Genomic DNA, 25,636 nt, shown 5'->3' with positions numbered 1-25,636 from the left:
ATCCACAGTCATTTTCGCGCCTTTCTCCACCCAGCCTTTCGAGCGTCTGCTTCGGTGCAGAACCACCGCTCTCCCTTGTTGGGCGAGATGCGGGTTGCGGCATAATATTCCTGGCCAGGGACGTGGAAAATACGTTCGCCCGAGCGGGAGATGTTTCCCTTGATTCGGCACGACCGCGACGATGCATCTGCCTGGCTGGAGGCCTTGGTGTTTACCGCCTGCGCCTTGCGTTGCGCCTTGCGGAATGCGGCAGGCGATTGCACGTGTGATCCATGTAAGCCGCGCGCATTGGTGGCCGCGCGCTTTTCTTGCAGATCATAATCCAGACCGTAACGACGATAGGCAAAGGCCAGACCTTGCGCCACAAGCACGTCGCCCATGTCGCGACCATTCACCTGGCATTTGGCAACGGCACGCCCGTAGCGGTCGGTGTCTTTTGTGCGGCACCGCGCCTGTTTGCCGTCAAACAGGGCTGTCACCTGTTGTGTCACCCACGCACCGCAGGTCCAATCGGCCCCTTGCGCCGATGCGCACAATTGTTCGGTTTCCGGCGCGTCGATGGCGTGCAGGCGCACGCGCGTGCCCGCGACATCAATCGTGTCGCCGTCGATCACCCGCACAACCCCGTTCGGTTCGGCCGCAGCGTCCGTCCCGATCATTAGCAAAAAAGAGAACACAGCAATCCTTAACATACTGTGAACAACAGCATGAAACTATGGCCTCAAAATGGCACAAAGGCTGGTTGGGGCTTAGTCCGCCCGCGGAAAGCGTTGGCTGTTTTCCAGTTGGTTCAAATCCATGTGGTTGCGCATGAACCGCTCTGAGGCATCGCGCAGCGGTTGGTAATCCCAGGGGAAATACCCGCCCTGCCGCAACGCCTCATACACCACGTGGCGCTTGGCCTGACTGGCACGGATTTCTGCGTCAAAGCGCGCCAGATCCCAGCGTGCCTCGGATTTAGCGCGCAGCGATTGCAGCGTTCCCTGGTGCGCGGGAAGGTTCGCCAGATTGCGTAACTCATGCGGATCGGCGTCAAGATCGAACAGCTGCTCTGGATCAAGATCACAGCGATTGTACTTCCACCGGCCATAACGCAACGACACCATCGGCGCATAGGACGCCTCGGCCGCGTATTCCATCGCCACCGGTGTGTCGCGCGACGCCCCCTGCCCCAGCGGCACAAGCGTTTCGCCCGTGGTCCAGGGCATGACCTCGTCCATGCTGACCCCGGCCAGATCGCACAGCGTCGGGCAGACGTCGATGGTTGAGACCGGGTCGGTCACCACCCCAGGCTCCATTCCAGAAGCCGAGATCATCAAGGGCACGCGGGATGATCCTTCGTAAAAGCTCATCTTGAACCACAGCCCCCGTTCACCCAGCATATCGCCGTGATCCGACACGAACAGGATGATCGCCTCTTGCTGCGTATCCTCCAACACCTGAAGGATCTCGCCAATCTTGTCGTCCAGATACGAGATATTGGCGAAATAGGCCCGGCGCGCAGCGCGGATGTGGTCTTCGGTGATGTCAAAACTGCGCCAGTCATTGGCATCAAAGATACGCTGTGAATGCGGATCGTGATCGTCATAGGCCATGGCTGGGACTTCAGGCAGAAGATGCGCGCAGTCTTCGTACAGGTCCCAATACGTTTTGCGCGCGACATACGGGTCATGCGGGTGGGTAAAGCTGGCCGTCACGCACCACGGGCGATCCTCTTTGCGCCGTGCCAGATCATACAGCTGCAGCTTGGTCTGATACGCTACCTCGTCATCATATTCGAGCTGATTGGAAATCTCGGCCACACCTGCGCCGGTGACCGATCCCATATTGTGATACCACCAATCAATTCGTTCACCGGGCTTGCGATAATCTGGCGTCCAGCCAAAATCAGCCGGGTAAATGTCAGTTGTCAGACGGGCCTCGAACCCGTGTAACTGATCTGGACCGACGAAATGCATTTTACCCGACAGCGCGGTGAAATACCCCGCCCGCCGCAAATGATGCGCATAGGTTGGAAGTGCAGAGGGAAATTCGGCGGCGTTGTCATATACCCCGGTGACCGATGGCAATTGTCCCGACATAAACGCCGCCCGCCCCGGAGCACAAAGCGGGCTGGCGGTGTAGGTGTTTTGAAACCGGGTCGACCGGGCCGCAAGACGCTTGAGGTTCGGAGTGTGCAACCAGTCTGACGGGCCATCGGGAAACAGTGTTCCGGTCAGCTGATCCACCATCAAAATAAGAATATTCGGTTGCATACCGTCCCCCACTGCCCCGCAATCCACGCGACACTGGAGGCTATCGCGTCACCCGTCAATCATCGCGCAGCCCGGATCACTCCCACTCCATTTCTTCAAAGACACGGCCGGCATTTTTGGTCGCCAGTTCCTCGAACGTATCCAGATGCGCCCAGCGGGACTGATCGACGTAATAGGCCTCTGTCAGATCTCCACCCTCGTCGATATGCGCGCCGATTTTGGCCCGCAGATCCTTGATGTAATCGGTGGTATAGCGGGTGACCTGCGCCATATTCGTCGGATGCCCGTGACCCGGGATCACATAGGTGGCATTCAGCGCGGTGAACGGGCCATCAAAGGTTTCGATCCAGCACGATGTGCAGGTATGCGGAAAGATCGGCGGCATCCGTTCATGAAAAGCGATGTCACCGGCGATCACGATGTCCCATTGCGGAATCCAGACCTGAACATCCCCCGGATCATGCGCCGGGCCCAGATGCAGAACCTCAAGCGTGACATCCCCCATTTCGACAACATAGCTGTCCGAGAAACTCAGATTGGCGGCCACCACTTCCGTGCCCTCGGCCTTGTCGCGGTTGTATTGCTTCATGCCTTCCAGAATGAAATGCCCGTTCTGCTCTACCTCGGCAATCGCGTCCTCATGCGCGAGGATATCGATCCCAAGCCCGGCCCAATACGAATTGCCAAGCATCGCATGGCCCTGCCCGTTTTCATTGATCACCAGCTTCACCGGCTGGTCGGTGACGGCCTTGATCTCGTCATGCAGCGCAGCGGCCAGACGGGCGGATGCCCCGCCGTTGATCACCACCACACCATCGCCTGTGACGACGAAACTCAGGTTGTTGTTGTGACCAGAGTTTTCGTAGGTCGGCGGAGCGGTGGCCCCGATCGCCGAAAAGACATGAGGAATCACCTCGACCGGTTTGTTATACAACTCGGATTGCGGATACTTGTCGGCGATGTCTTCACTTGCCACTGCGGCCTGCGTAGCCAGCGCTGCGGCAACAAATACGGTCAAACGCATAATGGTTCCTCCCTTGGTTGACGATACATTCACGGATCTGAATGGGAAAAACAATCCCCTCAATCCCCGTCACCTTGCCACGGCCTGTCAGACCGTTACGCTTGGCGCAATGGCGACGCGGAGGCACGGATGGCGCTGACAGGAAAACATGCCCTGATCACAGGTGGCGGCACGGGTATCGGGCTGGCCATCGCGGCCACCTTGCGCGATGCCGGGGCCACCGTCACAATCACCGGCAGGCGCAAGGACGTGCTGGACCGCGCCGCAAAGAAGCACGGGCTGACCCCCTGCGTGATGGATGTTCAGAACGAATCCTCGGTCATAGACGGTGTGGCCGCAGCGGTTGACGATCACGGCCCGGTTCAGATCTGTGTGCCCAATGCGGGCATCGCCGAAGGCCGGGCCTTGCACAAAACCGATCTTGAGTTCTGGCGCACCATGATGGCCACCAATGTTGATGGTACGTTCCTGACCATCCGCGAATGCCTGAAATCCATGCATCAAACCGACTGGGGGCGCGTTATTGCAATCAGCTCTATCGCGGGCCTGCGCGGTCTCAAAGGTGCGCCCTGTTACACCGCATCCAAACACGCGATGGTGGGGCTGATCCGTGCGCTGGCTGCCGATTATCTGGGTAAGCCCTTCACGTTCAACGCCATCTGCCCCGCTTATGTCGACACCGACATCGTGCCGCAGAACGTCGAACGCATCATGGCCCGCACTGGCATGTCCGAAGAAGAAGCGAAACAGGTCATGGTCGGGGCCAACCCGCATGGCCGCCTGATCGCTCCGCAAGAGGTCGCAGAGACCGCACTCTGGCTGTGTCACACCAAGTCAAGCAGCATCAACGGCCAGGCCATTCAGATCGCCGGAGGTGAGTTTTAACCGCCGGGTGTGATCCGAAACGCGGTGCGCGGATAACATGACACGCCCGGATTGAGCATCACACTGCCCCTTTCGCACTTGCGCAGACTACATGGCACCCGCGCGACGGTTCACCGGTGCCGTCAGACCGGACCACGCCCGCACCGCATCGCCGAATGCTTCGAATAACGGGCGCGACACCGGATCGTTGGCAGCGTCCCATTCCGGATGCCATTGCACCGACAGGGTAAAGCCCGGCGCATCGTCGATATAGATTGCTTCGGGCGTGCCATCAGGCGCATGACCGTCAATCACAATCTGCGCGCCAGGTGTCTTTATGCCCTGACCATGCAAGGTATTGGTCATGACCTCTGTCGTGCCGAACAAGCGATGAAACACGCCGCCCTCGTCCAGCGTCACTACGTGCCGCAAGGCGAATTTTTCCTCAAGCGTCCCATCCGGCGGCATGCGGTGATTCAAACGGCCCGGCAAATCCCTGATCTCGGGATATAGCGTGCCCCCCATCGCCACGTTCACCTCTTGAAAGCCCCGGCATATGCCCAGAAACGGCTGGCCGCGGTCCACACATTCCCGGATCAGCGGCAAGGTTATGGCATCGCGCGCGCGGTCAAATTCACCATGCGCCGCGGTTTCTGCCTCGCCATATTCCTCGGGGTGGACATTGGGCCGCCCTCCGGTCAGTAAAAACCCGTCACAGGTGTCAAGCAGCTCGTCCACACTCACAAAGCGCGGGTCGGCCGGAACCAGCAATGGCAAACATCCCGACACCTGCGCAACCGCTTCAGAATTCATCAGGCCACCTGCATGCGCCGGGTACTGATCGTTGATCAGGTATTGGTTTCCAATGATACCAACAACCGGACGGGCCATGCTGTGTCTCCCCTAGATTTCTGCGACCAATCCAACCGCTTCGATGCCCGCCTTGCCGGCTGCGGCGTCATTGTCGGACGTGTCTCCGGTCACACCGATCGACCCAAGGACGCGGCCCTTGGCATCCCGCACCAGAATGCCGCCCGGAACCGGGATCAACTGGCCGCCCAACGCGCCATTTGCGCAGGCGATGAAGAACGCTTCGCTCTCGGCGCGCGCTTTCTGCGCGCTGCCGGGCATGCCCAGCATAACAGCCCCATACGCTTTGCCCTGTGCGATCTGAAACCGCCCCGGGCTGGCACCGTCTCCGCGCTCAAACGCCAGGACATTGCCCCCGGCATCCAGCACACACACGGAAAGAGGTTTCATCCCGGCAGCCTGCCCGGCATCGAATGTCTTGCGGATGATCGTACGCGCGCGGCGCAATGAAAGAGTTGCCATGTCGTTCTTTCCCTGTCGGTTTTCTATGCAAACAGATCATGCGCCAATTCAAGCGCATCGACCAGAACATCCACCTCTTCTACCGTATTATAAAGCCCAAAGGACGCCCGACAGGTCGCGTTCAGCCCCAAATGATCCATCAGCGGCCCGGTGCAGTGCTGCCCGGCGCGCACCGCAACACCCTTTTTGTCAAGAATGGTCGAAATGTCATGCGCGTGGCCCGCCCCATCCAGCGTAAAGCTAAAGATGGCTGCCTTGTCCGGCGTCGTGCCCTGCACCTGCAACCAGTTCAGACCGTCCAGCCGCTTGCGCGCATAATCCCGAAGGTTTTGCTCGTGGGCGGCGATGTTCTCCATCCCCAGGCCCATCATATACTCAAGCGCCACGCCAAGGCCGATCTGCTGCACGATGCCCGGCGTTCCCGCCTCGAACATCATGGGCCGGTCGTTCCAGGTCACCTCGTTCTTGTGAACCTCGCGGATCATGTCACCGCCGCCGATAAAGGGCACCATCTCGGCCATGCGGTCTTTCTTCATAAAGATCGCCCCCGAGGCGGACGGGCCATAGAGTTTATGCCCCGTGATCGCGTAGAAATCGCACCCAATCTCATCGACATTGACCGGCATATGCACCGCCGCCTGCGATCCATCCACCAACACCCGAACGCCCTTGTCGCGCGCCCCATCGCAGATGGATTTCACATCAACAACGGTGCCCAGCACATTGGACAGATGTGTGACCGCAATCAGTTTGGTCTTTGGCGTGATCGCATCAAGGATCGCTTGCGGATCCAGATATCCGGTGCTGTCGACATCGACCCATTTGATCACAATCCCTTGCCGTTCGCGCAGGAAATGCCAGGGCACAATATTGGCGTGGTGCTCCATCACCGACAGGATGATCTCGTCTCCGGCCTGCAGGTTCGGCACGCCCCACCCATAGGCCACCGTGTTGATGCCCATCGTTGTGCCGGTATTCATGACGATCTCGTCTTCGTCTTTCACACCCAGAAATTTCGCAATGATCCCGCGCGTGCCTTCATATTTTTCTGTCGCAAGGTTCGACAGATAATGCAGCCCGCGATGCACATTGGCATAGTCCTGCGCATAGGCCTGGGTGATCGCATCAATCACCACGCTCGGCTTCTGCGCGCTGGCCCCGTTATCAAGGTAAACCAAAGGCTTACCGTTCACCTCTCGCGTGAGGATCGGAAAATCCGCACGGATGGTTTCGACATCATACATATCCAGGGATTCCTCCAGTCGGGACGCCCAAAAGGCTGAAAATCACGCTCAAACCCAGCATCATACCCACAACCGCCAACAACAAGACAAAACCGGCCTTCAACAGACCACCAACATCATGTGCGACGTCAATAAAATTCACAAAGATCCAGATCCCCAATACCGATCCGGCACTGACCACAATGCCCGACAGAAACAGGCTCACCGGAGCCAGCAAAACCACAACGCCCTGCAACACCACGCGCAGCGCCTGAAGCCAAATGACAAGAACCGCCATTTGCTCGTACGTGGCCGTGCCCCCCAAAGGGCGGCCGCAAATGGTAACGGCAAAAATCAGCGCAGCAACGGACAGCGCCAGCATCACACCGAACACAACCGGACTGCCAAGCACCGGTCCGATCAAATCATTGGCCGGTGCCGTCATGGTCGACAGGCTGAACATCAACGTGTTCAGCACAACGACCAAGGCAAACGCCAGCCAGAGCACCTGTCGCGGCAAAGCCAAAGACAAAAGCAGCGCCGCCACATCACGCGGCGCGGTCACCGTGTTCAACGCCAGCCGGATGAAGCCATCAAAGGTCACGCCTCGGTCCTTCGGTACACGGCAAACATGCTTGCCAGCCAAAACCACATGAAGACCGCAAACCACAGGACGCCCACAATCGTCAACTCGATGCCCGGCCCGATAAATCCGGCGACCAGACCATTCAGCAAGATCAGCGGGGTCGACGCCAGCAGGCTCCAGAACAGCGACAATCGCGCGTTGTAGGACGGCCCCTGACCGCGCAGAACCCGCGCGATCAAATGGGCAATAAACGCCAAGGCATAGAACATCAACGGGGCCAGAAAGACGGTCGCCATCAGCGTTCCGCCCAGCAGCATGTCAAGCTCTTGCTCTTCCAGATGCGCCTGCCGGGCAAGCGCCGGCCATCGCGCGATAAACAGGATCAGGCATGACCCCATGAGGATCGCCAATGCGCGATCCTCCCGTTCTCCGGCCTCCAACAACCGACGCACCACTTTGCCCGGCCGACGATAGGTGGCCGCGATGTCATGGGTAAACGGCATGAGCCCGCTTAGCCACGCCGACGCGACAGCCACGCCTCAACGCGACCATTGATTTCATCCTGAAGCGCCTCGTCCTCGATTTCCATGACCGCTTCGGCAAGGAATGCAATGGTCAGAAGGTCCGTCGCCGGTCCCTCTTCGATCCCGCGAGAGCGAAGATAGAACAGCCCTTCTTCGTCAATCGCGCCCGAGGTGGAGCCATGCGAACAGGCCACATCATCGGCGTAGATTTCCAATTCGGGCTTGGCAAGGAACTGGCTGTCATCATCCAGCAAAAGCGACTGGCTGATCTGATAGCCATCGGTCTTCTGCGCATCTGCTTTGACCAGGATCTTGCCCTGAAACACGCCTGTCGCGCCGTTGCGCAGCACCTTCTTGAACACCTGACGGCTTTCGCAATTCAGGGCGTCATGGGTGATGAACACCGTGTCATCATGATGAAAATCCCCATCCCCGACACAGGCCCCCGCCACATGCGCAATCGCGTCATCGCCGGTCAGCTCGACCACCATTTCGTTGCGCGTCAGCACGCCATTGGCCGTCAACGTAAACGACTTGAACACCGATTCCGTGCCAAGCCGCGCAAACATCGCTGTCGCCGCCCGTCGTTCATGGTCGCGCCCTTGAGCCCGCACATGATGAAGCGTGCCGCCATCGGCAATGTCGATTTCCATGCACTTGTTAAACCGCGCCGCTGCCGGGCCGTTTTCAAGAATGGTCAGCTCTGCACCGCTATCAACCTTCACAACATGGTGCAGGATCGCGTCGGATGTCTCTGACCCATGTTTATACATAAGGCTGATCGGCTTGGGTGCTTTACCGGTCACATGGATCAGCACACCATCCGTTGCAAATGCGGTGTTCAATGTTGCCAAAGGCCGCTGCACCGGCGTTTGCCCGCGCGTCTCCAGCACACCGTAGATGTCTTTCGCCCAGTGGATGTCCGGCGCATCCGCCAGCCGGTCGATGCTTACATGCTCCAAGGCAAGATCGTCGGACTGTTCGGCGCTGAACGCGCCATCGACAAACACGATTTTCAACCGATCGACAGTGTCAAAAACCGGCGATTCGTCCTCATCGAACGTCGCCGCTTTGGGCACGTCAGCCTGCACCAGAGTGTCCGGCTTGGTGTATTTCCAATATTCGTCGCGACCGGACGGCAGGCCCATCGCTTGTACCCGGCTCAACGCATCCTGCCGCGCGGCATCAGACCATCCACCTTCCGGCAGCTTCATTGCCGCAAGGCGGGCATCGGTCGCGTCCTGTTTGACCTGAGGCAGTGCCATCACGCCACCTCCGCCAGAATGTCGGCATATCCGTTGTTTTCAACTTCCAGGGCCAGTTCCGGCCCGCCGGTTTTCACGATCTTGCCATCCGCCATGATATGCACAACGTCCGGTTTGATGTGATCCAGAAGGCGCTGGTAGTGCGTGATCACGAGGAACCCGCGCCCCGCGTCGCGCAGCGCATTCACACCATCGGCAACCAGCTTCATCGCGTCCACATCAAGGCCCGAGTCTGTCTCGTCCAGAATGCACATCTTCGGCTCAAGCATCGCCATCTGCAGGATCTCGTTGCGCTTCTTCTCACCACCCGAGAAGCCCACGTTCACAGGCCGCTTCAGCATATCCGCGTCGATCTTCAACTCAGCCGCCTTGGCACGAATTTCCTTGAGGAAGTCTGTCGCCGACATTTCCTCTTCACCGCGCGCCTTGCGCTGTGCGTTCACCGCCGTGCGCAGGAACGTCATGTTGCCCACGCCAGGGATCTCAACCGGGTACTGAAACGCCAGGAAAATGCCCGCCGCGGCGCGCTCTTCCGGCTCCATCTCCAGCACATCCTCGCCATCCAGGGTGGCTGTGCCGTCGGTCACCTCATACCCGTCACGGCCCGAGAGCACATAAGACAGCGTCGACTTACCCGACCCGTTCGGCCCCATGATCGCGTGCACCTTGCCCGCCTCGACCGTCAGGTCCACACCCTTGAGGATCTGCTTATCCTCTTCCTCAAGCTCAACGTGCAAGTTCTTGATTTCCAACATAGTCTTTCCCCTGTTTGGCGCCCGCGCCAGTTATCCTCTATCCGTCAACACCGCCGTGCCGCTGGCCGAGACCATCAGCATCGAGTTGCCAACAACTTCATAATCCAGATCAACGCCGATCACGGCATTGCCGCCCGCCGCCATCGCGCGCTGCTCAAGCTCTTGCAGCGCCACATCACGCGCATCCTGTAACTTGGCCTCATAAGCCCCGGACCGCCCGCCAACGATATCGGTGATCGACGCAAACACATCACGCACAACATTGGCCCCCATGATGGCCTCGCCGACTACGATGCCTTTGTATTCAAGGATTTTATGCCCCTCGAGACTGTTTGTCGTCGTGATAATCACTTCCGTCGCTCCATCCAAAGCTTGGCCAGCACACCGCCAAGAAACCCGCTGGTCCCGCCCGCAACAAGCGCCCCGAAAAACCCATGGTCCGCCCAGAGGGGGGACGATACGATCATCAGGACAAACGTGCCAAGGCCTGTCAGAAGGGCATAGGTGCCCTTCGGTTCAGACGGCGTGCTCAGCCATTTCCACGCGGACATTATTAGCCAACCGACCCTTCCAGCGAGATCGCCACCAATTGCTGCGCCTCCATGGCAAACTCCATCGGCAGCGCCTGCAACACGTCCTTGCAGAACCCGTTCACCACAAGCGCCACGGCTTCTTCCTCGTCCATGCCGCGCTGGCGACAGTAGAACAGCTGGTCATCATCCACCTTGGACGTGGTCGCCTCATGCTCCACCCGGGATGAATTATTCTTCACCTCGATATACGGTACCGTATGCGCGCCACACAGGCTGCCGATCAGCAAGCTGTCGCATTGCGTATAGTTGCGGCTGTCCTTGGCCTTCGGATGCATGGACACCAGACCACGATAGGTGTTCTGCGCATGCCCCGCGCTGATCCCCTTGGACACGATCCGCGACTTGGTGTTCTTGCCCAGATGCACCATCTTCGTGCCGGTGTCGGCCTGCTGATAATTGTTGGCAATCGCGATCGAATAGAATTCGCCTTGGCTGTCGTCCCCGCGCAGGATGCAGGATGGGTATTTCCACGTCACCGCGGACCCGGTTTCCACCTGCGTCCACATCACCTTGGCCCGGTCGCCCCGGCAATCAGCGCGCTTGGTCACGAAGTTGTAAATCCCGCCCTTGCCGTTTTCATCGCCGGGATACCAGTTCTGAACGGTGGAATACTTCACCTCCGCGTCTTCCTCGACGATGATCTCAACCACCGCCGCATGAAGCTGCGCGATATCGCGCTGCGGCGCGGTGCAGCCTTCAAGGTAGGACACATACGATCCCTTGTCGGCAATGATCAACGTCCGCTCGAACTGGCCGGTGTTTTCAGCATTGATGCGGAAATAGGTGCTCAATTCCATCGGGCAGCGCACGCCCGGCGGCACGTACACAAACGACCCGTCCGAGAACACCGCCGAATTCAGCGTCGCGTAATAATTGTCCGACACCGGCACAACCGACCCAAGGTATTTCTTGACCAACTCGGGGTGGTCCTTGATCGCCTCCGAGATCGAACAAAAGATGACACCCGCATCTTTCAGCTCTTTCTGGAAGGTCGTACCCACGGACACGGAATCAAACACCGCGTCCACCGCCACCTTGCGGCCCTCGGCAGGGACGTTTTCCGCGCCTTCAACACCGGCGAGGATCATCTGCTCCTTCAGCGGAATCCCCAGCTTTTCATAGGTCGCGAGCAACTTGGGATCGACCTCGTCCAAGGACTTGGGCTTCTGCTCCATGCTTTTCGGGCGCGCATAGTAATACTGGTCCTGAAAGTCGATTTCAGGATAATCGACCATCGCCCATTTCGGTTCTTCCTTCTGAAGCCAGCGCTCATAGGCCGCCAGACGCCATTCGGTCATCCACTCGGGCTCTTCATTCTTTTCCGAGATCAGCCGCACGATATCCGGGCTCAGGCCCTTCGGCGCGTACTCCATCTCGATATCGGTTTCCCAACCGTATTTATAATTGCCGCCAACTTCGCGCACCGCGTCGACCGTTTCCTGATCAACGCCCTCTTTTACGACACCATTGTCCAAAGCAGCCATTTCAGCACCTCTCCGATGTTATCACGCGGCCCGCGCGCGGTGTTTGTCTCGTTTCGCCAGCCACGTCTCCGCGAACCGGTCTATGTCGTCTTCTGTCGTTTCAGGCCCCAGACTGACGCGGATCGCGCTGCTGGCTGTGGCCTCGTCGTATCCCATCGCAGTCAACACCGCGCTGGCCTTTACTTTCCCGCTCGAACAGGCAGAGCCTGCGCTGATCGCAAATCCTGCCAGGTCCATCTGCATCACCTGCGTCTCGCCCTTCCAACCCGGGGTCGCAAAACAGGATGTGTTTGGCAGGCGATGAGCGCCTTTCCCGACAAAAATAGTCTCTTTTGCCTGAGCCTCAAGAGATGAATCTAGAATGTTTCTAAGTTTTTCAACTTCGGCCCAGATGCCAGCTTCCAAATCCCGCTGCCCGGCCTCTGCCGCAGCACCGAACCCCGCGATTCCAATGACATTTTCCGTGCCCGAGCGTCGGCCCATTTCCTGACCCCCGCCTTTGATCTGCGCCGCCAGATCCGTGCCACGCTTCATAACAAGCGCACCGATCCCTTTCGGACCCCCCAGTTTATGCGCCGAGATCAGCGCCATCTGGGCACCCATCCAGTTAAACGCGACAGGCATTTTTCCGAACGCTTGCGTGGCGTCCACCACAGCCAGACCTTCGGGCAAATCCTGCACAATACCGGTTTCCGAATTGGCAAGCTGTACCGCAGACTGCGCCGCATCGCTGACCGTGACCTGACCCTGTGCGTCGACCTCCAGCACCGGATCAATCCACGCCCGTACCGCGTCATGCTCGACCGCCGCACCGTGTAAACGGCGACCGGCACAGGCCAGTGCTGCGGCCTCTGTCGCACCGGACACAAACACGATATCCGCGCCTTCGGCCCCAAATGCGGTCGCAATCTGCGCCCGCGCCCGCTCAACCAACCCTTTGGCCTGTCGGCCTTCGGCATGGACCGAGGACGGGTTGCCCACCACGTCCATCGCGGCAATCATGGCCGCACGCGCCTCGACACGCAAAGGGGCTGTGGCGTTATAATCAAGATAGACCCGCGCCATCTATACCGCTCCTGGCTTCTTTGGGCTCAAAATACCTCGGGGAGCGCGAGGGGCTGGCCCCTCGCTCCAACACTTATAGACCCTGCGCACCGATCCGGTCATGTCTCGTCCACCACCGAAAACAGATTTGGCACCGCCGGGCACGGTGCCAGATCATTGCCCACCACATCCGACAACCGCGTCTGATGCAAAAACACATAGACATGCGCCGACAACCCCTCCCACAGGCGGTTGGTCATGGATTGCGCCCGACTGCCGGACAACCCGCCCGAGGCCCCGGCCCCCTTGTGCATCGCATCCACCGTCTCATCGACCGCCGACAACACATCCACTACACGGATTTCGCTTGCCGGTCGCGCAAGCCTGTAGCCGCCGCCCGGGCCGCGCACCGATGTGACCAACTCGGCCCGGCGCAATTTGACGAACAATTGCTCTAGATAGGGCAAGGACACATCCTGACGTTGTGCAATCTCGCCCAGCGTCACCAAACTGTCCGAGGGCTGCAACGCGATATCTGCCAACGCCACCATGGCGTAGCGGCCTTTTGTGCTTAGCTTCATGACCGGCTCCCACAACCTCCACCCGTCGCAATTGACCTTGCAGGGCCAATTGCCTATGTGCGGATAACCCAAGTCCGGGACATTCCGGATTTAGAACCATTCTAAGAAGCCTGAGCGAAGCTGTCAACAATTTGCGACATCTTCGCCCATGCCCCATCAGGAGCCACCACCGCCTATGCCCGAGGTGATTTTTCCCGGACCCGAAGGCCGCCTAGAAGGCCGCTACCATCCGCAAAAAGAAAGCGATGCCCCGATCGCAATCATCCTGCACCCGCACCCTCAGTTCGGCGGCACGATGAACAATAAGGTTGTCTACAATCTTCACTATGCCTTCTACAACATGGGCTTCACCGTGTTGCGCTTTAACTTTCGCGGCGTCGGCCGCAGCCAGGGCGAATACGATCAAGGTGTGGGCGAATTGTCGGACGCAGCCTCCGCGCTGGATTACCTGCAATCGATGAACAACAATTCCAAACATTGCTGGGTCGCCGGGTTCAGCTTTGGTGCCTGGATCGGGATGCAGCTGTTGATGCGTCGCCCCGAAATCACCGGGTTCATATCGGTCAGCCCACCGGCCAACATGTATGATTTTTCATTCCTGGCCCCCTGCCCGTCATCCGGCCTGATCATCAACGGCACCGGGGACCGGGTTGCCCCGCCCGCCGATACCACCGCGCTGGTCAGCAAACTGTCGGAACAAAAAGGCATCACGGTCACCCATACCGAAATCGAAGGTGCCGATCATTTCTTCAAAGAGCCGCACATGGATACGATGATCGACCACGTGTCCACCTATGTGAAACGGCGTTTGACGGAAAACACAAGGTAAGGAAACCGCTATGTCGATGGTCGAGGATCTTGCCGAACAGCTTGCCGAAGACACGCTCAAAGCGATGAGCGATCTGGAAGATGACCGCTTCTTCATGGAGGTCGCGGCGGAACTTGCAGCCGCCTCCACCACTCTGGAAGAGGCGTTTCTGACAGCCATCCGCGTTCGCCTGGCAGAACGCAAGGCACGCGCCTTCATCAAAGGTCGCGTCGACGGCAGCATCAAGCCACCCGGCTGACGCCTGGAACAAATGCACCTCGCGCCGGATGCCAGCTTGGACTAAGCTGCGATCATGTCTGTTACCGATCCCCCCCGCACCCTGCTTTTGACCGGCGCAAGCCGGGGCATCGGCCATGCCACGGTCAAGAAATTCGCCGCCGAAGGCTGGCGCGTGATCAGCTGTTCGCGACAGGCCTTTTCCCCCGACTGCCCCTGGCCCGGCGGCGAGCGCAATCATATCCAGGTCGACCTGAGCGATCCGCAACAGACAATGGATGCGGTGCGCGTGGTCAAGGACCGGTTGGATGGCGGGCGGCTCGACGCGCTGGTCAACAATGCCGGGGTGTCACCAAAAGGGCCCCAGGGTGAACGGCTGAGCACGCTCGACACCGATCTGCGCGACTGGGGCAAGGTGTTTCACGTCAACTTCTTTGCCTCGGTTGTTCTGGGACGCGGGCTGAAGGATGAGCTCGCCAAGGCGCAGGGAGCCATTGTCAATGTCACATCCATCGCGGGCGCACGGGTCCACCCCTTTGCCGGCGCGGCCTATGCCACGTCCAAAGCGGCCCTTGCCGCACTGACCCGCGAGATGGCGCATGATTTCGGGCCGCTGGGGGTCCGGGTGAACGCCATCGCTCCGGGCGAAGTGGAAACAAGCATCCTGAGCGACGGCACTGACAAAATTGTGGAACAATTGCCGATGCGCCGATTGGGACAACCCTGCGAAGTGGCGAATGTGATCTATTTCCTGTGTTCAGGCCAAAGCGCCTATGTGTCCGGCACCGAAATTGAAGTGAACGGCGGCCAACACGTGTGACCGGGATAGCGGACCGCGAACAGCCCCTCAGCCACCAAGAATCTTAGAAAAGTGTTGACACGCCCTTAAAAGTGAATGGCCCGTCCCCACGCATCCAGCACGCTTTCATGCATCATCTCTGACAAAGTCGGATGTGGAAAAACGGTTTGCATCAGATCTTCCTCGGTGGTCTCCAACTGGCGACCAATCACATAGCCCTGAATAAGCTCTGTCACCTCGGCCCCCACCATATGGGCCCCAAGCAAGGCCCCGGTTTTGCTGTCGAACACCGTTTTCACCAGCCCCTCCGGTTCTCCCAGGGCGATGGCCTTTCCGTTGCCGATAAAAGGAAAGCGTCCCACCTTGATGTCATATCCCTGCTCTGTCGCCTGCGCTTCGGTCAGCCCGACGCTGGCGATTTGCGGCTGGCAATAGGTGCACCCCGCGATGCTGTCGGCGCTGACCGCATGCGGATGCCCACCCGCCACCAGCTCGGCCACCATCACCCCTTCATGGCTGGCTTTGTGCGCCAACCATGGTGCCCCGGCCAGATCCCCGATCGCAAAAACGCCCTCAACACCGGTTCGGCACTGCGGGTCCGTCACCACATGGCTGCGCTCGACCGTCACACCAAGCGCCTCAAGCCCCAGCCCTTCGGTGTTGCCCACGATACCCACAGCCGAAATCACCGTGTCAAATGTGTCTTTGGTCACATGACCACCCTGTTCGATATGGGCCGTCACCGATCCGGCCCCGCGATCCAGCTGCTTGACCAGGGCCGCCTCACGAATCGTCATGCCTTGCGCTTCGAATTGCTTTTTTGCAAAGGCGCTGATCTCGGCATCTTCGACCGGCAGAATGCGATCCATGACCTCAACAACGGTCGTGTCCGCGCCAAGCGCGTTGTAAAAGCTCGCAAATTCGATGCCGATGGCCCCAGATCCAATCACCAGCAGCCGCTTTGGCATCCGCTTTGGAACCAGCGCATGTTTATAGGTCCAGACCAGATCACCGTCCGCTTCCAGCCCCGGTAATTCGCGCGCCCGTGCGCCTGTGGCCAGGACGATGGATGTGGCGGTCAGCTCTTGCACGCCATTGTCAGATTTCACCGAAACAACGCCTTTGGCGGGCACCGTCGCCTCGCCCATGAACACGGGAACCTTGTTCTTTTTCAGCAGGTGACCGACCCCGGAATTCAACTGTTTCGCAATCCCGCGCGACCGTTTGACCACCGCGTCCAGATCATAGCTGATGCCCTGTGCCGCCAGCCCGAAATCCTTGGCGCGGTGCATCAGGTGGAACACTTCAGAGGTGCGCAGCATGGCCTTTGTCGGAATGCAGCCCCAGTTCAGACAAATGCCGCCAAGATGCTCACGCTCGACAATCGCCACGGTCAGTCCCAGTTGTGCGGCGCGAATGGCGCAGACATATCCGCCGGGTCCGGCCCCTATGACGATCATGTCAAAGCTTTTGCTCATGGCCTGCTCTCCTCCCAAAGGTTCAGGGTTGGACGAAAGCGTAGGCGAAAGGCTCTGACGCGACAATGGGGGTCGGGCGAAATGGGCCAGACAGACCTTTGTGTTGTTTGCGTACGATTATCAGGCGTCTGCCTTCTTTTCCCAGCGCCCGGACGCCTCTGACCAATATTGCGCTGAACATCCGGCCGCGGTCAGCGACCGCCATTGATCGCGCGCGCGCTCGACCGCCGGTGGGTCATTGCCATCAAACAACACGCAGACCCGCTCCAGACGCGTCACCTCGTCGGGCTGAACCTCTGCGCCGTCGATGCTCATCAGGCAGTGTGCGGCGTTTTCAAATTGCAGGTTGGTCGTCAACAGCACAGGCTGCGCCGCGTCGTGGGCTCCCCCGGCCAGACCATGTGGCAGAAACTCCTCTTCCGGCCCCAGCCACAGCTTTTGATCCAGCCAGTCCAGACGTGCCGCATCGGTGCCGCGCACCGCCACCCGCCAGCCAACCCCCAAGGCCTTGCGCAAAAGCATGGGCAAGGTCGCTTCCAGCGGAGTGTTGGTCAGGTGATAGAAAAACGCGGCTCCCAAGGTGTCACTCCTTGGCTTCGAACTGTTCAGCAACCAGCCGATCCAGCGCCCGAACGCCCCATCCTGTGGCCCCTTTGGGTGACAGATCAAGATCACGTGACACATGAGCAACGCCTGCGATGTCCAAGTGAATCCACGGCATATCCTCTTTGACGAACCTCTGCAAAAACTGCGCTGCGGTCACAGATCCGGCAGGCCGGCCCCCGATGTTTTTCATATCGGCCACCGGCGATTTGAGCATGTCGTCATACGCCTGCCCCAAAGGCATGCGCCACGCGCCTTCCTGCTCGGTCTTGGCCGCCTTGAGGAATGCGGTGGCCAGAGGTTCGTCATTTGAATAGACAGCGGCGTTTTCATGCCCCAACGCAATGATGCAGGCCCCGGTCAGCGTTGCCAGATCAATCAGCGCCGCGGGCTTTTCGGTCTCTTGCGCGTGCCACATCACATCGCACAGAACGAGACGGCCCTCGGCATCGGTATTGACCACTTCAATCGTGTCGCCCTTCATCGACGCCACAACATCCCCCGGACGCACCGCATTTCCCGATGGCATGTTTTCCACAAGCCCGACCATCCCCACGACATTGGCCTTGGCCTTGCGCTTGGCAATGGCATGCATGACACCGGCAACCACGCCGGCACCGCCCATATCCATGGTCATGTCTTCCATACCGGACGCGGGCTTGAGAGAGATCCCGCCCGTGTCAAACACCACCCCCTTGCCGATCAACGCCAGAGGGGCTGCCTCCGCGTCACCGCCCTTCCAGCGCATGATGGCCACTTTCGACGGGCTGGACGATCCCTGGCCGACACATAAAAGCGCCCGCATCCCCAGCTTTTCCAACGCGCTTTCTTCCAGCACCTCGACCTCGACGCCAAGATCGCGCAGCCCCTCCAGTCGGGTTGCAAATTCAGTTGTCGTCAGAATGTTGGCTGGTTCATTGACCAGATCACGGGTGAAATGGACACCTTCGGCAACCGCCAGACGCGGTGCCGCGGCGGCCTCGGCCTCTTCGGGTTTGGCGCACATCACGGTCGCCGCCCCCAGCGCATCGGATTTCTTGGATTTGTGGTCGTCAAACCCATAGCCCCGCAAAACCAGACCCAGCGCAAACTCTTCGACCCGCGTGGTGCCTTCCATCAATACCGTCAGGGCGGACGCGCCGCTTGCCACCGCCAAAGCGGCTCCTGCCTTGCGCGCCAGCTCGGCCGAGGGGCGGCGCGGCAGTTTCACAATATCCACCGCTTCAACCTCCAGCCCCGCAGGCCAGGACAGGGACATGACCTTACCTTCGGACAAGCTGTCCCATGCCTCAGAGGCGGTCGCCCGGGCCACCGCGCCTTTGGTCAACCGGTTCAGCCGACGCGCGCCTGCGCTGAGTTTGAGATCGGGTGTGATACAGACCGCGATGCGCCCTTGGGCGGTGACCAATCCATCAAGATCAACAGGGACAAAGGTGACTGCGCGAAGATCCGCCATTTTTTACTCCGTAAATATGTTTGAACATAGGGGTAGCGCCCGCACGCGCAGTTGACCAGAGCCGGGTTTTCGCCCAAACCCTAGGGTGTAGGGTCATGTAAGCCTACTCTATGTCGTAGGAAAGGGTCCGCTTTGCCAAGATTCGACAGATACGTGCTGTCGCAACTCATGGTGCTCTTTGGGTTCTTCGCGTTGGTGCTGGTTGCCGTGTATTGGGTGAACCGCGCGGTTTTGCTGTTTGATCGGCTGATCGCAGATGGGCATTCCGCGGCTGTGTTTCTTGAATTTTCCGCCCTGAGCCTGCCCAGCGTGATTGCGCTGGTGCTGCCGATGGCGTCATTCGCGGCCGCCGTTTACGTCACCAACCGGCTGATCGGGGATTCGGAACTGACGGTTGTTCAGGCCACAGGTTATAGCCCCTGGCGTCTGGCGCGTCCGGTTCTGGTGTTCGGCCTCATTGTTGCGGTGATGATGTCGGTGCTCACACATTTTCTGGTCCCGGCGTCGATTTCGCAGCTGAAGGAACGCGAGGTGGATATTTCGGGATCGGTCAGCGCGCGATTGCTGCGGGAAGGCACGTTTCTGCATCCCGGCCCTGGCGTGACGTTTTTCATCCGCCAGATCTCCCCCGAAGGCGAATTGCGCGATGTCTACCTGTCGGATCGCCGGCAAGCCGACCGCGAAGTGACCTACACCGCCGACCGCGCCTATGTGGTGCAAAGCGATGAGGGACCGCGTTTGGTGATGGTCAGCGGGTTGGCACAAACATTGCAAAAGGAAGACAACACGTTATCGACCACCATTTTTGCCAATTTCACATATGATGTCGGCGATCTGATCGCCCAGAGCCAGAATCTCAACCTGCGGCCGCATCATATGGCGACCTGGGATCTGATCACCCGCCCCGAGGACATGGCGGCGCTGACGCAAACGCCGATGTCGCGCATCTTTGAGGAATTGCACAGCCGCTTCCAGCAAGCGCTTTTGGGCCTTGTGGCCGCGCTGATCGGGTTTTCCACCCTTCTGACCGGCAGTTTCAGCCGGTTTGGTGTGGGGCGGCAGATCATTGTGGCGATCTTTTTGCTGGTCATTGTCAAACTGGTGGAAAGCGCAGTAACCGATCCCACCCGAAACAATGCGCTGCTGTGGCCGTTGGTTTATCTGCCATCGCTGGTGGGTCTGGCCATTGCCGGTTTGGTGCTGCATATCGCAGCCCGCCCGTTCAGGCCAAAACGGGTGTCTGGCACCGAGGTGACGCCATGACGCTGCATCTGTATTTCGCACGCCGGTTTTTCTGGACCTTCCTTGCCATTTTTGGCGTGTTCTTTCTGTTTCAGGTGCTGCTTGATCTGGTGGAACAGATCCGCCGTCTGGACAGCTCGGTCAGTTTTGGCGAAGTGATGCGCCTGACACTGCTCAACACGCCCGAAGGCATGTATCAGATCCTGCCACTGGTGATGATCCTGTCCTCAATTGCCTTGTTCGTTGCGCTGGCGCGCTCGTCTGAACTGGTGGTTGTGCGCGCCGCCGGACGTTCGGGACTGGCCGCGCTGGTGGGTCCGCTGACGGTTGCGGCCATCATCGGAGGCTTGGCTGTGGCCATGGGCAATCCGATCGTTGCGGCAACCTCGAAAGCCTATTCCGATCTGCGCGAAACCTACCGCAATGGCGGCACCTCTGCCTTGTCGATCGGGGCCGAGGGCCTGTGGCTGCGGCAAAGCGACCGGCGCGGGCAAACCGTGATCCGCGCGGCGCGGGCCAATCCGAACGGGACTGTTTTATACGATGTGATGTTTGTGGCCTATGCCGAGGGCGGCGGACCGCTGCGGCGTATTCAGGCCGAACAGGCCGAACTGGAGCCGGGTCAATGGGTGCTGAGCCAGGCCAAGGTCTGGCCTTTGGTGGCCGGGGTCAATCCGGAAACAAACGCAGTCGCGCATGACGAACTCATCGTGTCGTCTACCCTGACCGAAGACAATATCAGGGATCGGTTCGGACGCCCCTCTGCGGTGTCGGTTTGGGAATTGAGCAACTTTATCACCGATCTTGAAGATGCCGGGTTCTCGGCGCGGCGGCATTCGGTGTGGTTACAGATGGAACTGGCCCGACCGGTATTCCTGATTTCCATGGTCCTGATCGGCGCAGCGTTCACGATGCGCCATAGCCGGATGGGCGGCACAGGTGTGGCCGTGCTGTCTGCGGTGATGCTGGGCTTTACCCTGTATTACATCCGCAACTTTGCCCAGATCCTCGGAGAAAACGGTCAACTGAACCCGCTTGCAGCGGCTTGGGTGCCGCCTTTGGCATCGGTGCTGCTGGCGCTTGGTCTTATCCTGCACAGAGAGGACGGGTGATGCGGCGTGTCTTGCTGGCCATAGGATGTGCGCTTGGTCTGCAGATCTCGGTCGCGCGGGCGCAAGACAGCGATGTCATGCTGCTGGCGGATTCGGTGCTGGTGGAACAAGGTGGCGACACTCTGGTGGCCACCGGCAATGTCGAAGCGGTGCACAATGGAACGCGCCTGACCGCAAGCAGCATTATTTACGATCGGGCCAATGACACGCTTGATATACAAGGGCCCATCCGCATCACGCAGCCAACCGGAGAAATCCTGACCGCCTCTGCCGCACAGCTGGATCAGGGATTTCGCAATGGCCTGCTGGAAAGCGCCAGGTTTGTGCTGGATGAACAGCTGCAAATCGCCTCGGCCCGTGCCGCCCGCGTGGATGGGCGCTACACAGCGATGAGCCAGATCGCCGCGACCTCTTGTCAGGTCTGCGGCAGCGATCAACCCCCACTCTGGGCGATCCGCGCCAGCCGCGTTGTCCATGACGCCCAGGAGCGCCAGATCTATTTTGACGACGCCCAGCTGCAAATCATGGGGGTTCCGGTGTTCTACCTGCCGCGCTTGCGCCTGCCGGACCCCACATTGGACCGCGCACGCGGATTTCTGATCCCTGAACTCAAAACCTCGACCCTGCTGGGGTTCGGGATCAAACTTCCCTATTTCATTCCGATTGGCGACCATGCCGACCTGACGCTGACGCCCTACCTGTCACCGATCACGCGAACACTTGAAGGCCGCTATCGGCAGGCGTTCAGAACCGGCGATATCACGGTGAACGCGGCGATCAGCCAGGACACGTTGGAAAGCGGTGACCTGCGCGGCCTGTTTTTTGCCGAAGGTGCCTTTCAACTGCCGCGCGGCTTCCGCCTGTCGTTTGACATCGAGGCCGTTAGCGACGACGCCTATCTGAACGACTATAACAGCGCCTTCAAGAAAGACCGCCTGGACAGCGCCCTCACCCTGTCGAACACGACGCGAAATGCGTTTTTTTCAACCGGGATCATCCATTACGAAAGCCTGACCGACGGCGAAAACAACGCCACTCAGCCCACCATCATCGGCGATCTGCGCTATGATCGGCGGTTCTTCCCAAAACGTCTGGGCGGCGAAGTGCGGCTTGGTGTCGCCGCGCACAGCCACTATCGCTATTCCGATAACGATGTTGACGGACCCGATGCCGATACGATTGTGGACGGGCGCGATGCGGCCCGTTTGAACATCGGCCTCAGCTGGCGGGACCGCTGGACAATGCCTGCGGGTGTGCGCGCGGGTGCTGTCACCGAAATCTGGCTTGACCATTTCACCGTTCAGCAGGACGCCGCGAATGAAGGCGATGTCACGCAATTCACCCCGGCGGCCTCGGTGGAATTGCGCTGGCCCTTGGTCAAAAGAACCCAGACCGGTGCGCGGGTTCTGCTAGAGCCGATAGCACAGCTGGGCTGGATCGGCGGCGACCGGACCGACGTGCCCAATGACGAAAGCACGCGGGTGGAATTTGACGAAGGCAACCTTTTGTCCCTGTCGCGGTTTCCGGCTGCGGACCGTCGCGAACGTGGGCTGATCGGCGCGGCCGGTCTGCGCTGGATGCGCCAAGATCCCGACGGCTGGCGCGCCGCTCTGACGCTGGGCCGGGTGTGGCGCGAAGATCTGGATGACGCGTTTTCACGCTCTTCGGGTCTGGACGAGACCGCTTCGGATTGGCTGGTGGCGGGACAGTTTTCGCATCAAACCGGAATACAATTGCTGGCGCGTGGTCTTTATGACACGCAGGACACCCGCTTCACCAAAGCCGAAATCCGGGCAAATCTGACGCAGGACCAATATTCGCTGGGCGCATCCTATATCCTGCTGACCACTGACCCGGCAGAAGACCGCAGCGATGCCCAATCCCAATGGCGTGTCAGCGGGCGCTATAACATCGACCGCCAATGGACCGCGACGGGCAATACCCGGTACGACATCGCCGAAGGACAGTTCCTGAAAGCGGGTATCGGGGCGGAATACCGGAATGAATGTGTTGCAGTTGACTTTTCGGTCTCGCGCAGCTTTGCCTCTTCCACTAATCTTGAACCATCTACCGATTTCGGCCTGACCGTCGCGCTGACAGGGTTCAGCACCGGCGGCAGCGGCAAGGAGTATCGTCGTTCATGCAACTATTGAACACATCAATGCGCCACCTGAGCGCCTTCGCACTGGGCATTGCCCTGACATTCGGCCCGGTCCAGGCCCCGGCGCAAAACCTGTTTGCGCCCGTCATCCGCGTCAATGACCGCGTTGTCACGGCCTATGAGATTGATCAGCGCGAACGGATGCTCACGGTGCTTCGCGCGCCCGGCAATGTCAAAGAGCTGGCCCGCGAACAGCTGATCGAAGACCGGCTGCGCATCCAGGCCGCCGAACAGGCTGGCATTGTGCCGTCACCGGAAGAAGTGCTGGACGGCATGACCGAATTTGCCCGACGGGCGGAGCTGAGTCGCGAAGAATTCCTTCAGGCGTTGGAAAGCAACGGGGTTGCTGCGCAAACCTTCCGCGACTTCGTGCGCGCCGGGCTCAGCTGGCGTTTGCTGGTGCAGGCGCGGTTTGCGGGACGTGTGAACGTCTCGGAAGAAGAGGTCGATCGCGCGCTGGGGGCGTCGGGCGGATCGTCAGTGCGTGTGTTGTTGTCCGAAATCATCATGCCCGCCCCGCCGGGACAGGCCGAAACGGTGCAGCAAAGGGCCGAAAGAATCAGCCAGATCACGACAGAGGCCGCGTTTTCGTCAGAGGCGCGACGCTACTCTGCCACCGCCACACGCGGCGCAGGCGGCCGCCTGCCCTGGCAAAACATCGAGGATTTGCCCCCTGTGCTGCGCCCTCTGGTGCTGGCGCTGGCCCCCGGCGAGGTGACAGCCCCGCTGCCCATCCCCAACGCCATCGCCCTGTTCCAGCTACGCGATATCGAGGAGACCGGCTTTTCCGCCCCCACCTATTCGGCGATTGAATACGCCGCCTATTACATGCCCGGCGGCCGCAGCGATGCCACACTCGCGCAAGCCCGCGTTCTGGCCAGCAAGGTGGATCGCTGCGATGACCTGTACGGCGTCGCCCAGGGACAGCCCCCCGAGGTGCTGGAGCGTCAGGCCCTGCCCCCGGCAGATCTTCCGACCGATATCGCGTTCGAATTGTCCAAACTTGATCCGGGCGAAGTGTCTACGGCGCTGACCCGGTCCAACAGTCAGACCCTGATGTTTCTGATGCTCTGCGGACGCACCGCCGAGATCAACCAGGATGTGGATCGCAATCAATTTGCCGTGGGCCTGCGAAACCAGCGATTGGAATCGCTGGCGGACAGCTATCTGGCGCAGTTGCGTGCCGATGCCCGTATCATCGAGCAATGACGCCGCTGCCCATTGCCCTGACCATCGGAGAGCCCGCCGGGATCGGTCCTGATCTTGTCGGGCCCGTGTTTGACGCGCTGCGCGGCGAGGTGCCGTTTTTCCTGGTCGGAGATCCGACCCATCTGCCAAAGGGCACCCCATGGATCGAAATCGCGGCCCCTGACGAGGTTGATCCCCAGGGCACGGCCCTGCCTGTGCTGCGGCACGATTTTCAGGGCCCGCGCACACCGGGCGTGCCACAACCTGCACAGGCCAAAGGCGTGATCGCCACGATAGAACGCGCCGTAGCGCTTGCCTCAAGCGGCAAGGCCGGTGGGGTGTGTACGCTTCCCATTCACAAACAGGCCCTGCAAGAGGGCGCGGGGTTTTCCTTTCCCGGACACACGGAATTTCTGGCCCATCTGTGCGATACACCGGACGTTGTGATGATGCTCGCCGGACCTGATTTGCGCGTTGTTCCGGTGACCATCCACATTCCGCTGTCCGATGTAAAATCAACGCTGACGCCTGCGCTTTTGACAACCCGCATCCAAATCACCCATGACGCGCTGGTGTCCCAGTTCGGCATCGCCCAACCGCGCCTTGCCGTGGCTGGTCTGAACCCGCATGCAGGTGAAGGCGGACGTATGGGGCGCGAAGAGCTTGACCTTATTGTGCCCGTGCTCGACACGCTGCGCGCGCAGGGGCTGCAGATTGCCGGGCCGCTGTCGGCCGACACCATGTTCCATCCGGCAGCGCGCGCGACCTATGACGCGGCGATTTGCATGTATCACGATCAGGCGCTGATCCCGATCAAGACGCTGGATTTCGATCGCGGTGTCAATGTCACGCTGGGCCTGCCAATTGTGCGCACCTCACCCGACCACGGCACCGCGTTTGATATTGCGGGAACCGGACAGGCCAATCCGACATCGACCATCGAAGCGCTAAAACTGGCGTGGACGCTGGTCGCCGCCCAACACTAGCCGAGGCGCAGGGGCGGATGGGACAGCATTTGCATA

27 protein-coding genes are annotated in these 25,636 nt (G+C 59.8%); 9 read left to right on the top strand and 18 right to left on the bottom strand.

Annotated elements, in window-relative coordinates:
• Positions 1 to 8: 8 nt before the first annotated feature.
• From ACG74X_RS05845 to ACG74X_RS05835, 3 genes are all read right to left on the bottom strand, one after another.
• The gene (locus ACG74X_RS05845; RefSeq protein WP_411233212.1) at positions 9 to 659 is read right to left on the bottom strand and encodes a thermonuclease family protein; all 651 of its coding nucleotides are present in this window, start codon (positions 657 to 659) and stop codon (positions 9 to 11) included.
• 90 nt (positions 660 to 749) lie between these two features.
• Positions 750 to 2,255 (bottom strand): choline-sulfatase, encoded by a 1,506-nt coding sequence (betC, locus tag ACG74X_RS05840; RefSeq protein WP_411233211.1) that lies wholly within the window; start codon positions 2,253 to 2,255, stop codon positions 750 to 752.
• Positions 2,256 to 2,331: 76 nt separating this feature from the next.
• Positions 2,332 to 3,279 (bottom strand): MBL fold metallo-hydrolase, encoded by a 948-nt coding sequence (locus ACG74X_RS05835; RefSeq protein ID WP_411233210.1) that lies wholly within the window; start codon positions 3,277 to 3,279, stop codon positions 2,332 to 2,334.
• A gap of 129 nt (positions 3,280 to 3,408) precedes the next feature.
• On the opposite strand from ACG74X_RS05835, the gene ACG74X_RS05830 reads away from it, so the two are divergent.
• A complete protein-coding gene (locus ACG74X_RS05830) occupies positions 3,409 to 4,164 on the top strand; it encodes an SDR family NAD(P)-dependent oxidoreductase (protein ID WP_411233209.1) in 756 nt (251 codons plus the stop codon).
• An 87-nt stretch (positions 4,165 to 4,251) separates the two neighbouring features.
• On the opposite strand, the gene ACG74X_RS05825 is transcribed toward ACG74X_RS05830, so the two are convergent.
• The 12 genes from ACG74X_RS05825 to ACG74X_RS05770 all read right to left on the bottom strand — a co-directional run bounded on the left by ACG74X_RS05825 (position 4,252) and on the right by ACG74X_RS05770 (position 13,530).
• The gene (locus tag ACG74X_RS05825; RefSeq protein WP_411233208.1) at positions 4,252 to 5,034 is read right to left on the bottom strand and encodes a gamma-glutamyl-gamma-aminobutyrate hydrolase family protein; all 783 of its coding nucleotides are present in this window, start codon (positions 5,032 to 5,034) and stop codon (positions 4,252 to 4,254) included.
• A 12-nt stretch (positions 5,035 to 5,046) separates the two neighbouring features.
• A complete protein-coding gene (locus ACG74X_RS05820) occupies positions 5,047 to 5,475 on the bottom strand; it encodes a GlcG/HbpS family heme-binding protein (RefSeq protein WP_411233207.1) in 429 nt (142 codons plus the stop codon).
• A gap of 23 nt (positions 5,476 to 5,498) precedes the next feature.
• Positions 5,499 to 6,719 carry a cysteine desulfurase gene (locus ACG74X_RS05815; RefSeq protein WP_411233206.1) on the bottom strand — a complete coding sequence of 407 codons (1,221 nt, stop codon included), beginning with the start codon at positions 6,717 to 6,719 and terminating at the stop codon, positions 5,499 to 5,501.
• Complete coding sequence (locus tag ACG74X_RS05810) at positions 6,712 to 7,302, bottom strand: YIP1 family protein (RefSeq protein WP_411233205.1); 591 nt, start codon at positions 7,300 to 7,302, stop codon at positions 6,712 to 6,714. Before ACG74X_RS05810 ends, ACG74X_RS05815 begins: the two co-directional genes overlap by 8 nt.
• Positions 7,299 to 7,787, bottom strand: coding sequence for a YIP1 family protein (locus tag ACG74X_RS05805; protein ID WP_411233340.1), 489 nt, complete (start codon positions 7,785 to 7,787; stop codon positions 7,299 to 7,301). The genes ACG74X_RS05810 and ACG74X_RS05805 overlap by 4 nt, the downstream gene beginning before the upstream one ends.
• Before the next feature lie 8 nt (positions 7,788 to 7,795).
• Positions 7,796 to 9,073, bottom strand: a complete 1,278-nt coding sequence (locus ACG74X_RS05800) for a SufB/SufD family protein (protein WP_411233204.1) — start codon at positions 9,071 to 9,073, stop codon at positions 7,796 to 7,798.
• A complete protein-coding gene (gene sufC, locus ACG74X_RS05795; protein ID WP_411233203.1) occupies positions 9,073 to 9,828 on the bottom strand; it encodes a Fe-S cluster assembly ATPase SufC in 756 nt (251 codons plus the stop codon). Before sufC ends, ACG74X_RS05800 begins: the two co-directional genes overlap by 1 nt.
• A gap of 30 nt (positions 9,829 to 9,858) precedes the next feature.
• The gene (locus tag ACG74X_RS05790) at positions 9,859 to 10,179 is read right to left on the bottom strand and encodes a heavy metal-binding domain-containing protein (RefSeq protein ID WP_411233202.1); all 321 of its coding nucleotides are present in this window, start codon (positions 10,177 to 10,179) and stop codon (positions 9,859 to 9,861) included.
• Positions 10,176 to 10,379, bottom strand: a complete 204-nt coding sequence (locus ACG74X_RS05785; RefSeq protein WP_411233201.1) for a hypothetical protein — start codon at positions 10,377 to 10,379, stop codon at positions 10,176 to 10,178. The genes ACG74X_RS05790 and ACG74X_RS05785 overlap by 4 nt, the downstream gene beginning before the upstream one ends.
• A gap of 2 nt (positions 10,380 to 10,381) precedes the next feature.
• Complete coding sequence (sufB, locus tag ACG74X_RS05780) at positions 10,382 to 11,905, bottom strand: Fe-S cluster assembly protein SufB (RefSeq protein WP_411233200.1); 1,524 nt, start codon at positions 11,903 to 11,905, stop codon at positions 10,382 to 10,384.
• A 21-nt stretch (positions 11,906 to 11,926) separates the two neighbouring features.
• Positions 11,927 to 12,970 (bottom strand): cysteine desulfurase family protein, encoded by a 1,044-nt coding sequence (locus tag ACG74X_RS05775; RefSeq protein WP_411233199.1) that lies wholly within the window; start codon positions 12,968 to 12,970, stop codon positions 11,927 to 11,929.
• A gap of 98 nt (positions 12,971 to 13,068) precedes the next feature.
• Entirely contained in the window at positions 13,069 to 13,530 is a 462-nt protein-coding gene (locus ACG74X_RS05770) for an Rrf2 family transcriptional regulator (RefSeq protein ID WP_411233198.1), read from the bottom strand.
• 175 nt (positions 13,531 to 13,705) lie between these two features.
• On the opposite strand from ACG74X_RS05770, the gene ACG74X_RS05765 reads away from it, so the two are divergent.
• The 3 genes from ACG74X_RS05765 to ACG74X_RS05755 are packed head-to-tail and all read left to right on the top strand — an operon-like array spanning position 13,706 to position 15,395.
• Positions 13,706 to 14,359 (top strand): alpha/beta hydrolase, encoded by a 654-nt coding sequence (locus tag ACG74X_RS05765; protein ID WP_411233339.1) that lies wholly within the window; start codon positions 13,706 to 13,708, stop codon positions 14,357 to 14,359.
• 10 nt (positions 14,360 to 14,369) lie between these two features.
• Entirely contained in the window at positions 14,370 to 14,597 is a 228-nt protein-coding gene (locus ACG74X_RS05760) for a hypothetical protein (RefSeq protein ID WP_411233197.1), read from the top strand.
• 54 nt (positions 14,598 to 14,651) lie between these two features.
• Entirely contained in the window at positions 14,652 to 15,395 is a 744-nt protein-coding gene (locus tag ACG74X_RS05755) for an SDR family NAD(P)-dependent oxidoreductase (RefSeq protein ID WP_411233196.1), read from the top strand.
• Between the two features lie 65 nt (positions 15,396 to 15,460).
• On the opposite strand, the gene lpdA is transcribed toward ACG74X_RS05755, so the two are convergent.
• The 3 genes from lpdA to ACG74X_RS05740 all read right to left on the bottom strand — a co-directional run bounded on the left by lpdA (position 15,461) and on the right by ACG74X_RS05740 (position 18,911).
• The gene (gene lpdA / locus ACG74X_RS05750) at positions 15,461 to 16,852 is read right to left on the bottom strand and encodes a dihydrolipoyl dehydrogenase (protein ID WP_411233195.1); all 1,392 of its coding nucleotides are present in this window, start codon (positions 16,850 to 16,852) and stop codon (positions 15,461 to 15,463) included.
• 120 nt (positions 16,853 to 16,972) lie between these two features.
• Positions 16,973 to 17,431 (bottom strand): DNA polymerase III subunit chi, encoded by a 459-nt coding sequence (locus ACG74X_RS05745; RefSeq protein ID WP_411233194.1) that lies wholly within the window; start codon positions 17,429 to 17,431, stop codon positions 16,973 to 16,975.
• A gap of 4 nt (positions 17,432 to 17,435) precedes the next feature.
• Positions 17,436 to 18,911, bottom strand: a complete 1,476-nt coding sequence (locus ACG74X_RS05740; protein WP_411233193.1) for a leucyl aminopeptidase — start codon at positions 18,909 to 18,911, stop codon at positions 17,436 to 17,438.
• A 168-nt stretch (positions 18,912 to 19,079) separates the two neighbouring features.
• On the opposite strand from ACG74X_RS05740, the gene lptF reads away from it, so the two are divergent.
• Genes lptF through pdxA form a run of 5 tightly spaced genes read left to right on the top strand, consistent with a single transcriptional unit; the run spans position 19,080 to position 25,600 of the window.
• Complete coding sequence (gene lptF, locus ACG74X_RS05735) at positions 19,080 to 20,174, top strand: LPS export ABC transporter permease LptF (RefSeq protein ID WP_411233192.1); 1,095 nt, start codon at positions 19,080 to 19,082, stop codon at positions 20,172 to 20,174.
• Entirely contained in the window at positions 20,171 to 21,265 is a 1,095-nt protein-coding gene (gene lptG, locus ACG74X_RS05730) for an LPS export ABC transporter permease LptG (RefSeq protein ID WP_411233191.1), read from the top strand. The genes lptF and lptG overlap by 4 nt, the downstream gene beginning before the upstream one ends.
• Positions 21,265 to 23,418, top strand: a complete 2,154-nt coding sequence (locus tag ACG74X_RS05725; protein ID WP_411233190.1) for an LPS-assembly protein LptD — start codon at positions 21,265 to 21,267, stop codon at positions 23,416 to 23,418. The genes lptG and ACG74X_RS05725 overlap by 1 nt, the downstream gene beginning before the upstream one ends.
• The gene (locus ACG74X_RS05720) at positions 23,406 to 24,635 is read left to right on the top strand and encodes a peptidylprolyl isomerase (protein WP_411233189.1); all 1,230 of its coding nucleotides are present in this window, start codon (positions 23,406 to 23,408) and stop codon (positions 24,633 to 24,635) included. The genes ACG74X_RS05725 and ACG74X_RS05720 overlap by 13 nt, the downstream gene beginning before the upstream one ends.
• Positions 24,632 to 25,600, top strand: a complete 969-nt coding sequence (gene pdxA / locus ACG74X_RS05715; RefSeq protein WP_411233188.1) for a 4-hydroxythreonine-4-phosphate dehydrogenase PdxA — start codon at positions 24,632 to 24,634, stop codon at positions 25,598 to 25,600. Before ACG74X_RS05720 ends, pdxA begins: the two co-directional genes overlap by 4 nt.
• The last annotated feature ends 36 nt before the right edge of the window (positions 25,601 to 25,636 follow it).

The sequence above is a fragment of the Marivita sp. S0852 genome (assembly GCF_046591575.1).
In the GTDB taxonomy this organism is placed as follows: Bacteria; Pseudomonadota; Alphaproteobacteria; order Rhodobacterales; family Rhodobacteraceae; genus Marivita.
Note: the sequence above shows the minus strand (reverse complement) of the source record. Positions and strands in the feature narration are given on the sequence as shown.

Excerpts from the sequence above, each read along its gene's own strand:
- ACG74X_RS05835 (WP_411233210.1), bottom strand. The coding sequence starts at position 3,279 with ATGCGTTTGACCGTATTTGTTGCCGCAGCGCTGGCTACGCAGGCCGCA.
- lptG (WP_411233191.1), top strand. The coding sequence starts at position 20,171 with ATGACGCTGCATCTGTATTTCGCACGCCGGTTTTTCTGGACCTTCCTT.
- ACG74X_RS05775 (WP_411233199.1), bottom strand. The coding sequence starts at position 12,970 with ATGGCGCGGGTCTATCTTGATTATAACGCCACAGCCCCTTTGCGTGTC.
- ACG74X_RS05825 (WP_411233208.1), bottom strand. The coding sequence starts at position 5,034 with ATGGCCCGTCCGGTTGTTGGTATCATTGGAAACCAATACCTGATCAAC.
- ACG74X_RS05740 (WP_411233193.1), bottom strand. The coding sequence starts at position 18,911 with ATGGCGGATCTTCGCGCAGTCACCTTTGTCCCTGTTGATCTTGATGGA.
- sufB (WP_411233200.1), bottom strand. The coding sequence starts at position 11,905 with ATGGCTGCTTTGGACAATGGTGTCGTAAAAGAGGGCGTTGATCAGGAA.
- ACG74X_RS05800 (WP_411233204.1), bottom strand. The coding sequence starts at position 9,073 with ATGGCACTGCCTCAGGTCAAACAGGACGCGACCGATGCCCGCCTTGCG.
- ACG74X_RS05760 (WP_411233197.1), top strand. The coding sequence starts at position 14,370 with ATGTCGATGGTCGAGGATCTTGCCGAACAGCTTGCCGAAGACACGCTC.
- pdxA (WP_411233188.1), top strand. The coding sequence starts at position 24,632 with ATGACGCCGCTGCCCATTGCCCTGACCATCGGAGAGCCCGCCGGGATC.
- ACG74X_RS05755 (WP_411233196.1), top strand. The coding sequence starts at position 14,652 with ATGTCTGTTACCGATCCCCCCCGCACCCTGCTTTTGACCGGCGCAAGC.
- ACG74X_RS05785 (WP_411233201.1), bottom strand. The coding sequence starts at position 10,379 with ATGTCCGCGTGGAAATGGCTGAGCACGCCGTCTGAACCGAAGGGCACC.
- betC (WP_411233211.1), bottom strand. The coding sequence starts at position 2,255 with ATGCAACCGAATATTCTTATTTTGATGGTGGATCAGCTGACCGGAACA.
- ACG74X_RS05720 (WP_411233189.1), top strand. The coding sequence starts at position 23,406 with ATGCAACTATTGAACACATCAATGCGCCACCTGAGCGCCTTCGCACTG.
- ACG74X_RS05770 (WP_411233198.1), bottom strand. The coding sequence starts at position 13,530 with ATGAAGCTAAGCACAAAAGGCCGCTACGCCATGGTGGCGTTGGCAGAT.
- ACG74X_RS05845 (WP_411233212.1), bottom strand. The coding sequence starts at position 659 with ATGATCGGGACGGACGCTGCGGCCGAACCGAACGGGGTTGTGCGGGTG.
- lpdA (WP_411233195.1), bottom strand. The coding sequence starts at position 16,852 with ATGAGCAAAAGCTTTGACATGATCGTCATAGGGGCCGGACCCGGCGGA.
- ACG74X_RS05820 (WP_411233207.1), bottom strand. The coding sequence starts at position 5,475 with ATGGCAACTCTTTCATTGCGCCGCGCGCGTACGATCATCCGCAAGACA.
- ACG74X_RS05830 (WP_411233209.1), top strand. The coding sequence starts at position 3,409 with ATGGCGCTGACAGGAAAACATGCCCTGATCACAGGTGGCGGCACGGGT.
- ACG74X_RS05815 (WP_411233206.1), bottom strand. The coding sequence starts at position 6,719 with ATGTATGATGTCGAAACCATCCGTGCGGATTTTCCGATCCTCACGCGA.
- ACG74X_RS05805 (WP_411233340.1), bottom strand. The coding sequence starts at position 7,787 with ATGCCGTTTACCCATGACATCGCGGCCACCTATCGTCGGCCGGGCAAA.
- sufC (WP_411233203.1), bottom strand. The coding sequence starts at position 9,828 with ATGTTGGAAATCAAGAACTTGCACGTTGAGCTTGAGGAAGAGGATAAG.
- ACG74X_RS05725 (WP_411233190.1), top strand. The coding sequence starts at position 21,265 with ATGCGGCGTGTCTTGCTGGCCATAGGATGTGCGCTTGGTCTGCAGATC.
- lptF (WP_411233192.1), top strand. The coding sequence starts at position 19,080 with ATGGTGCTCTTTGGGTTCTTCGCGTTGGTGCTGGTTGCCGTGTATTGG.
- ACG74X_RS05765 (WP_411233339.1), top strand. The coding sequence starts at position 13,706 with ATGCCCGAGGTGATTTTTCCCGGACCCGAAGGCCGCCTAGAAGGCCGC.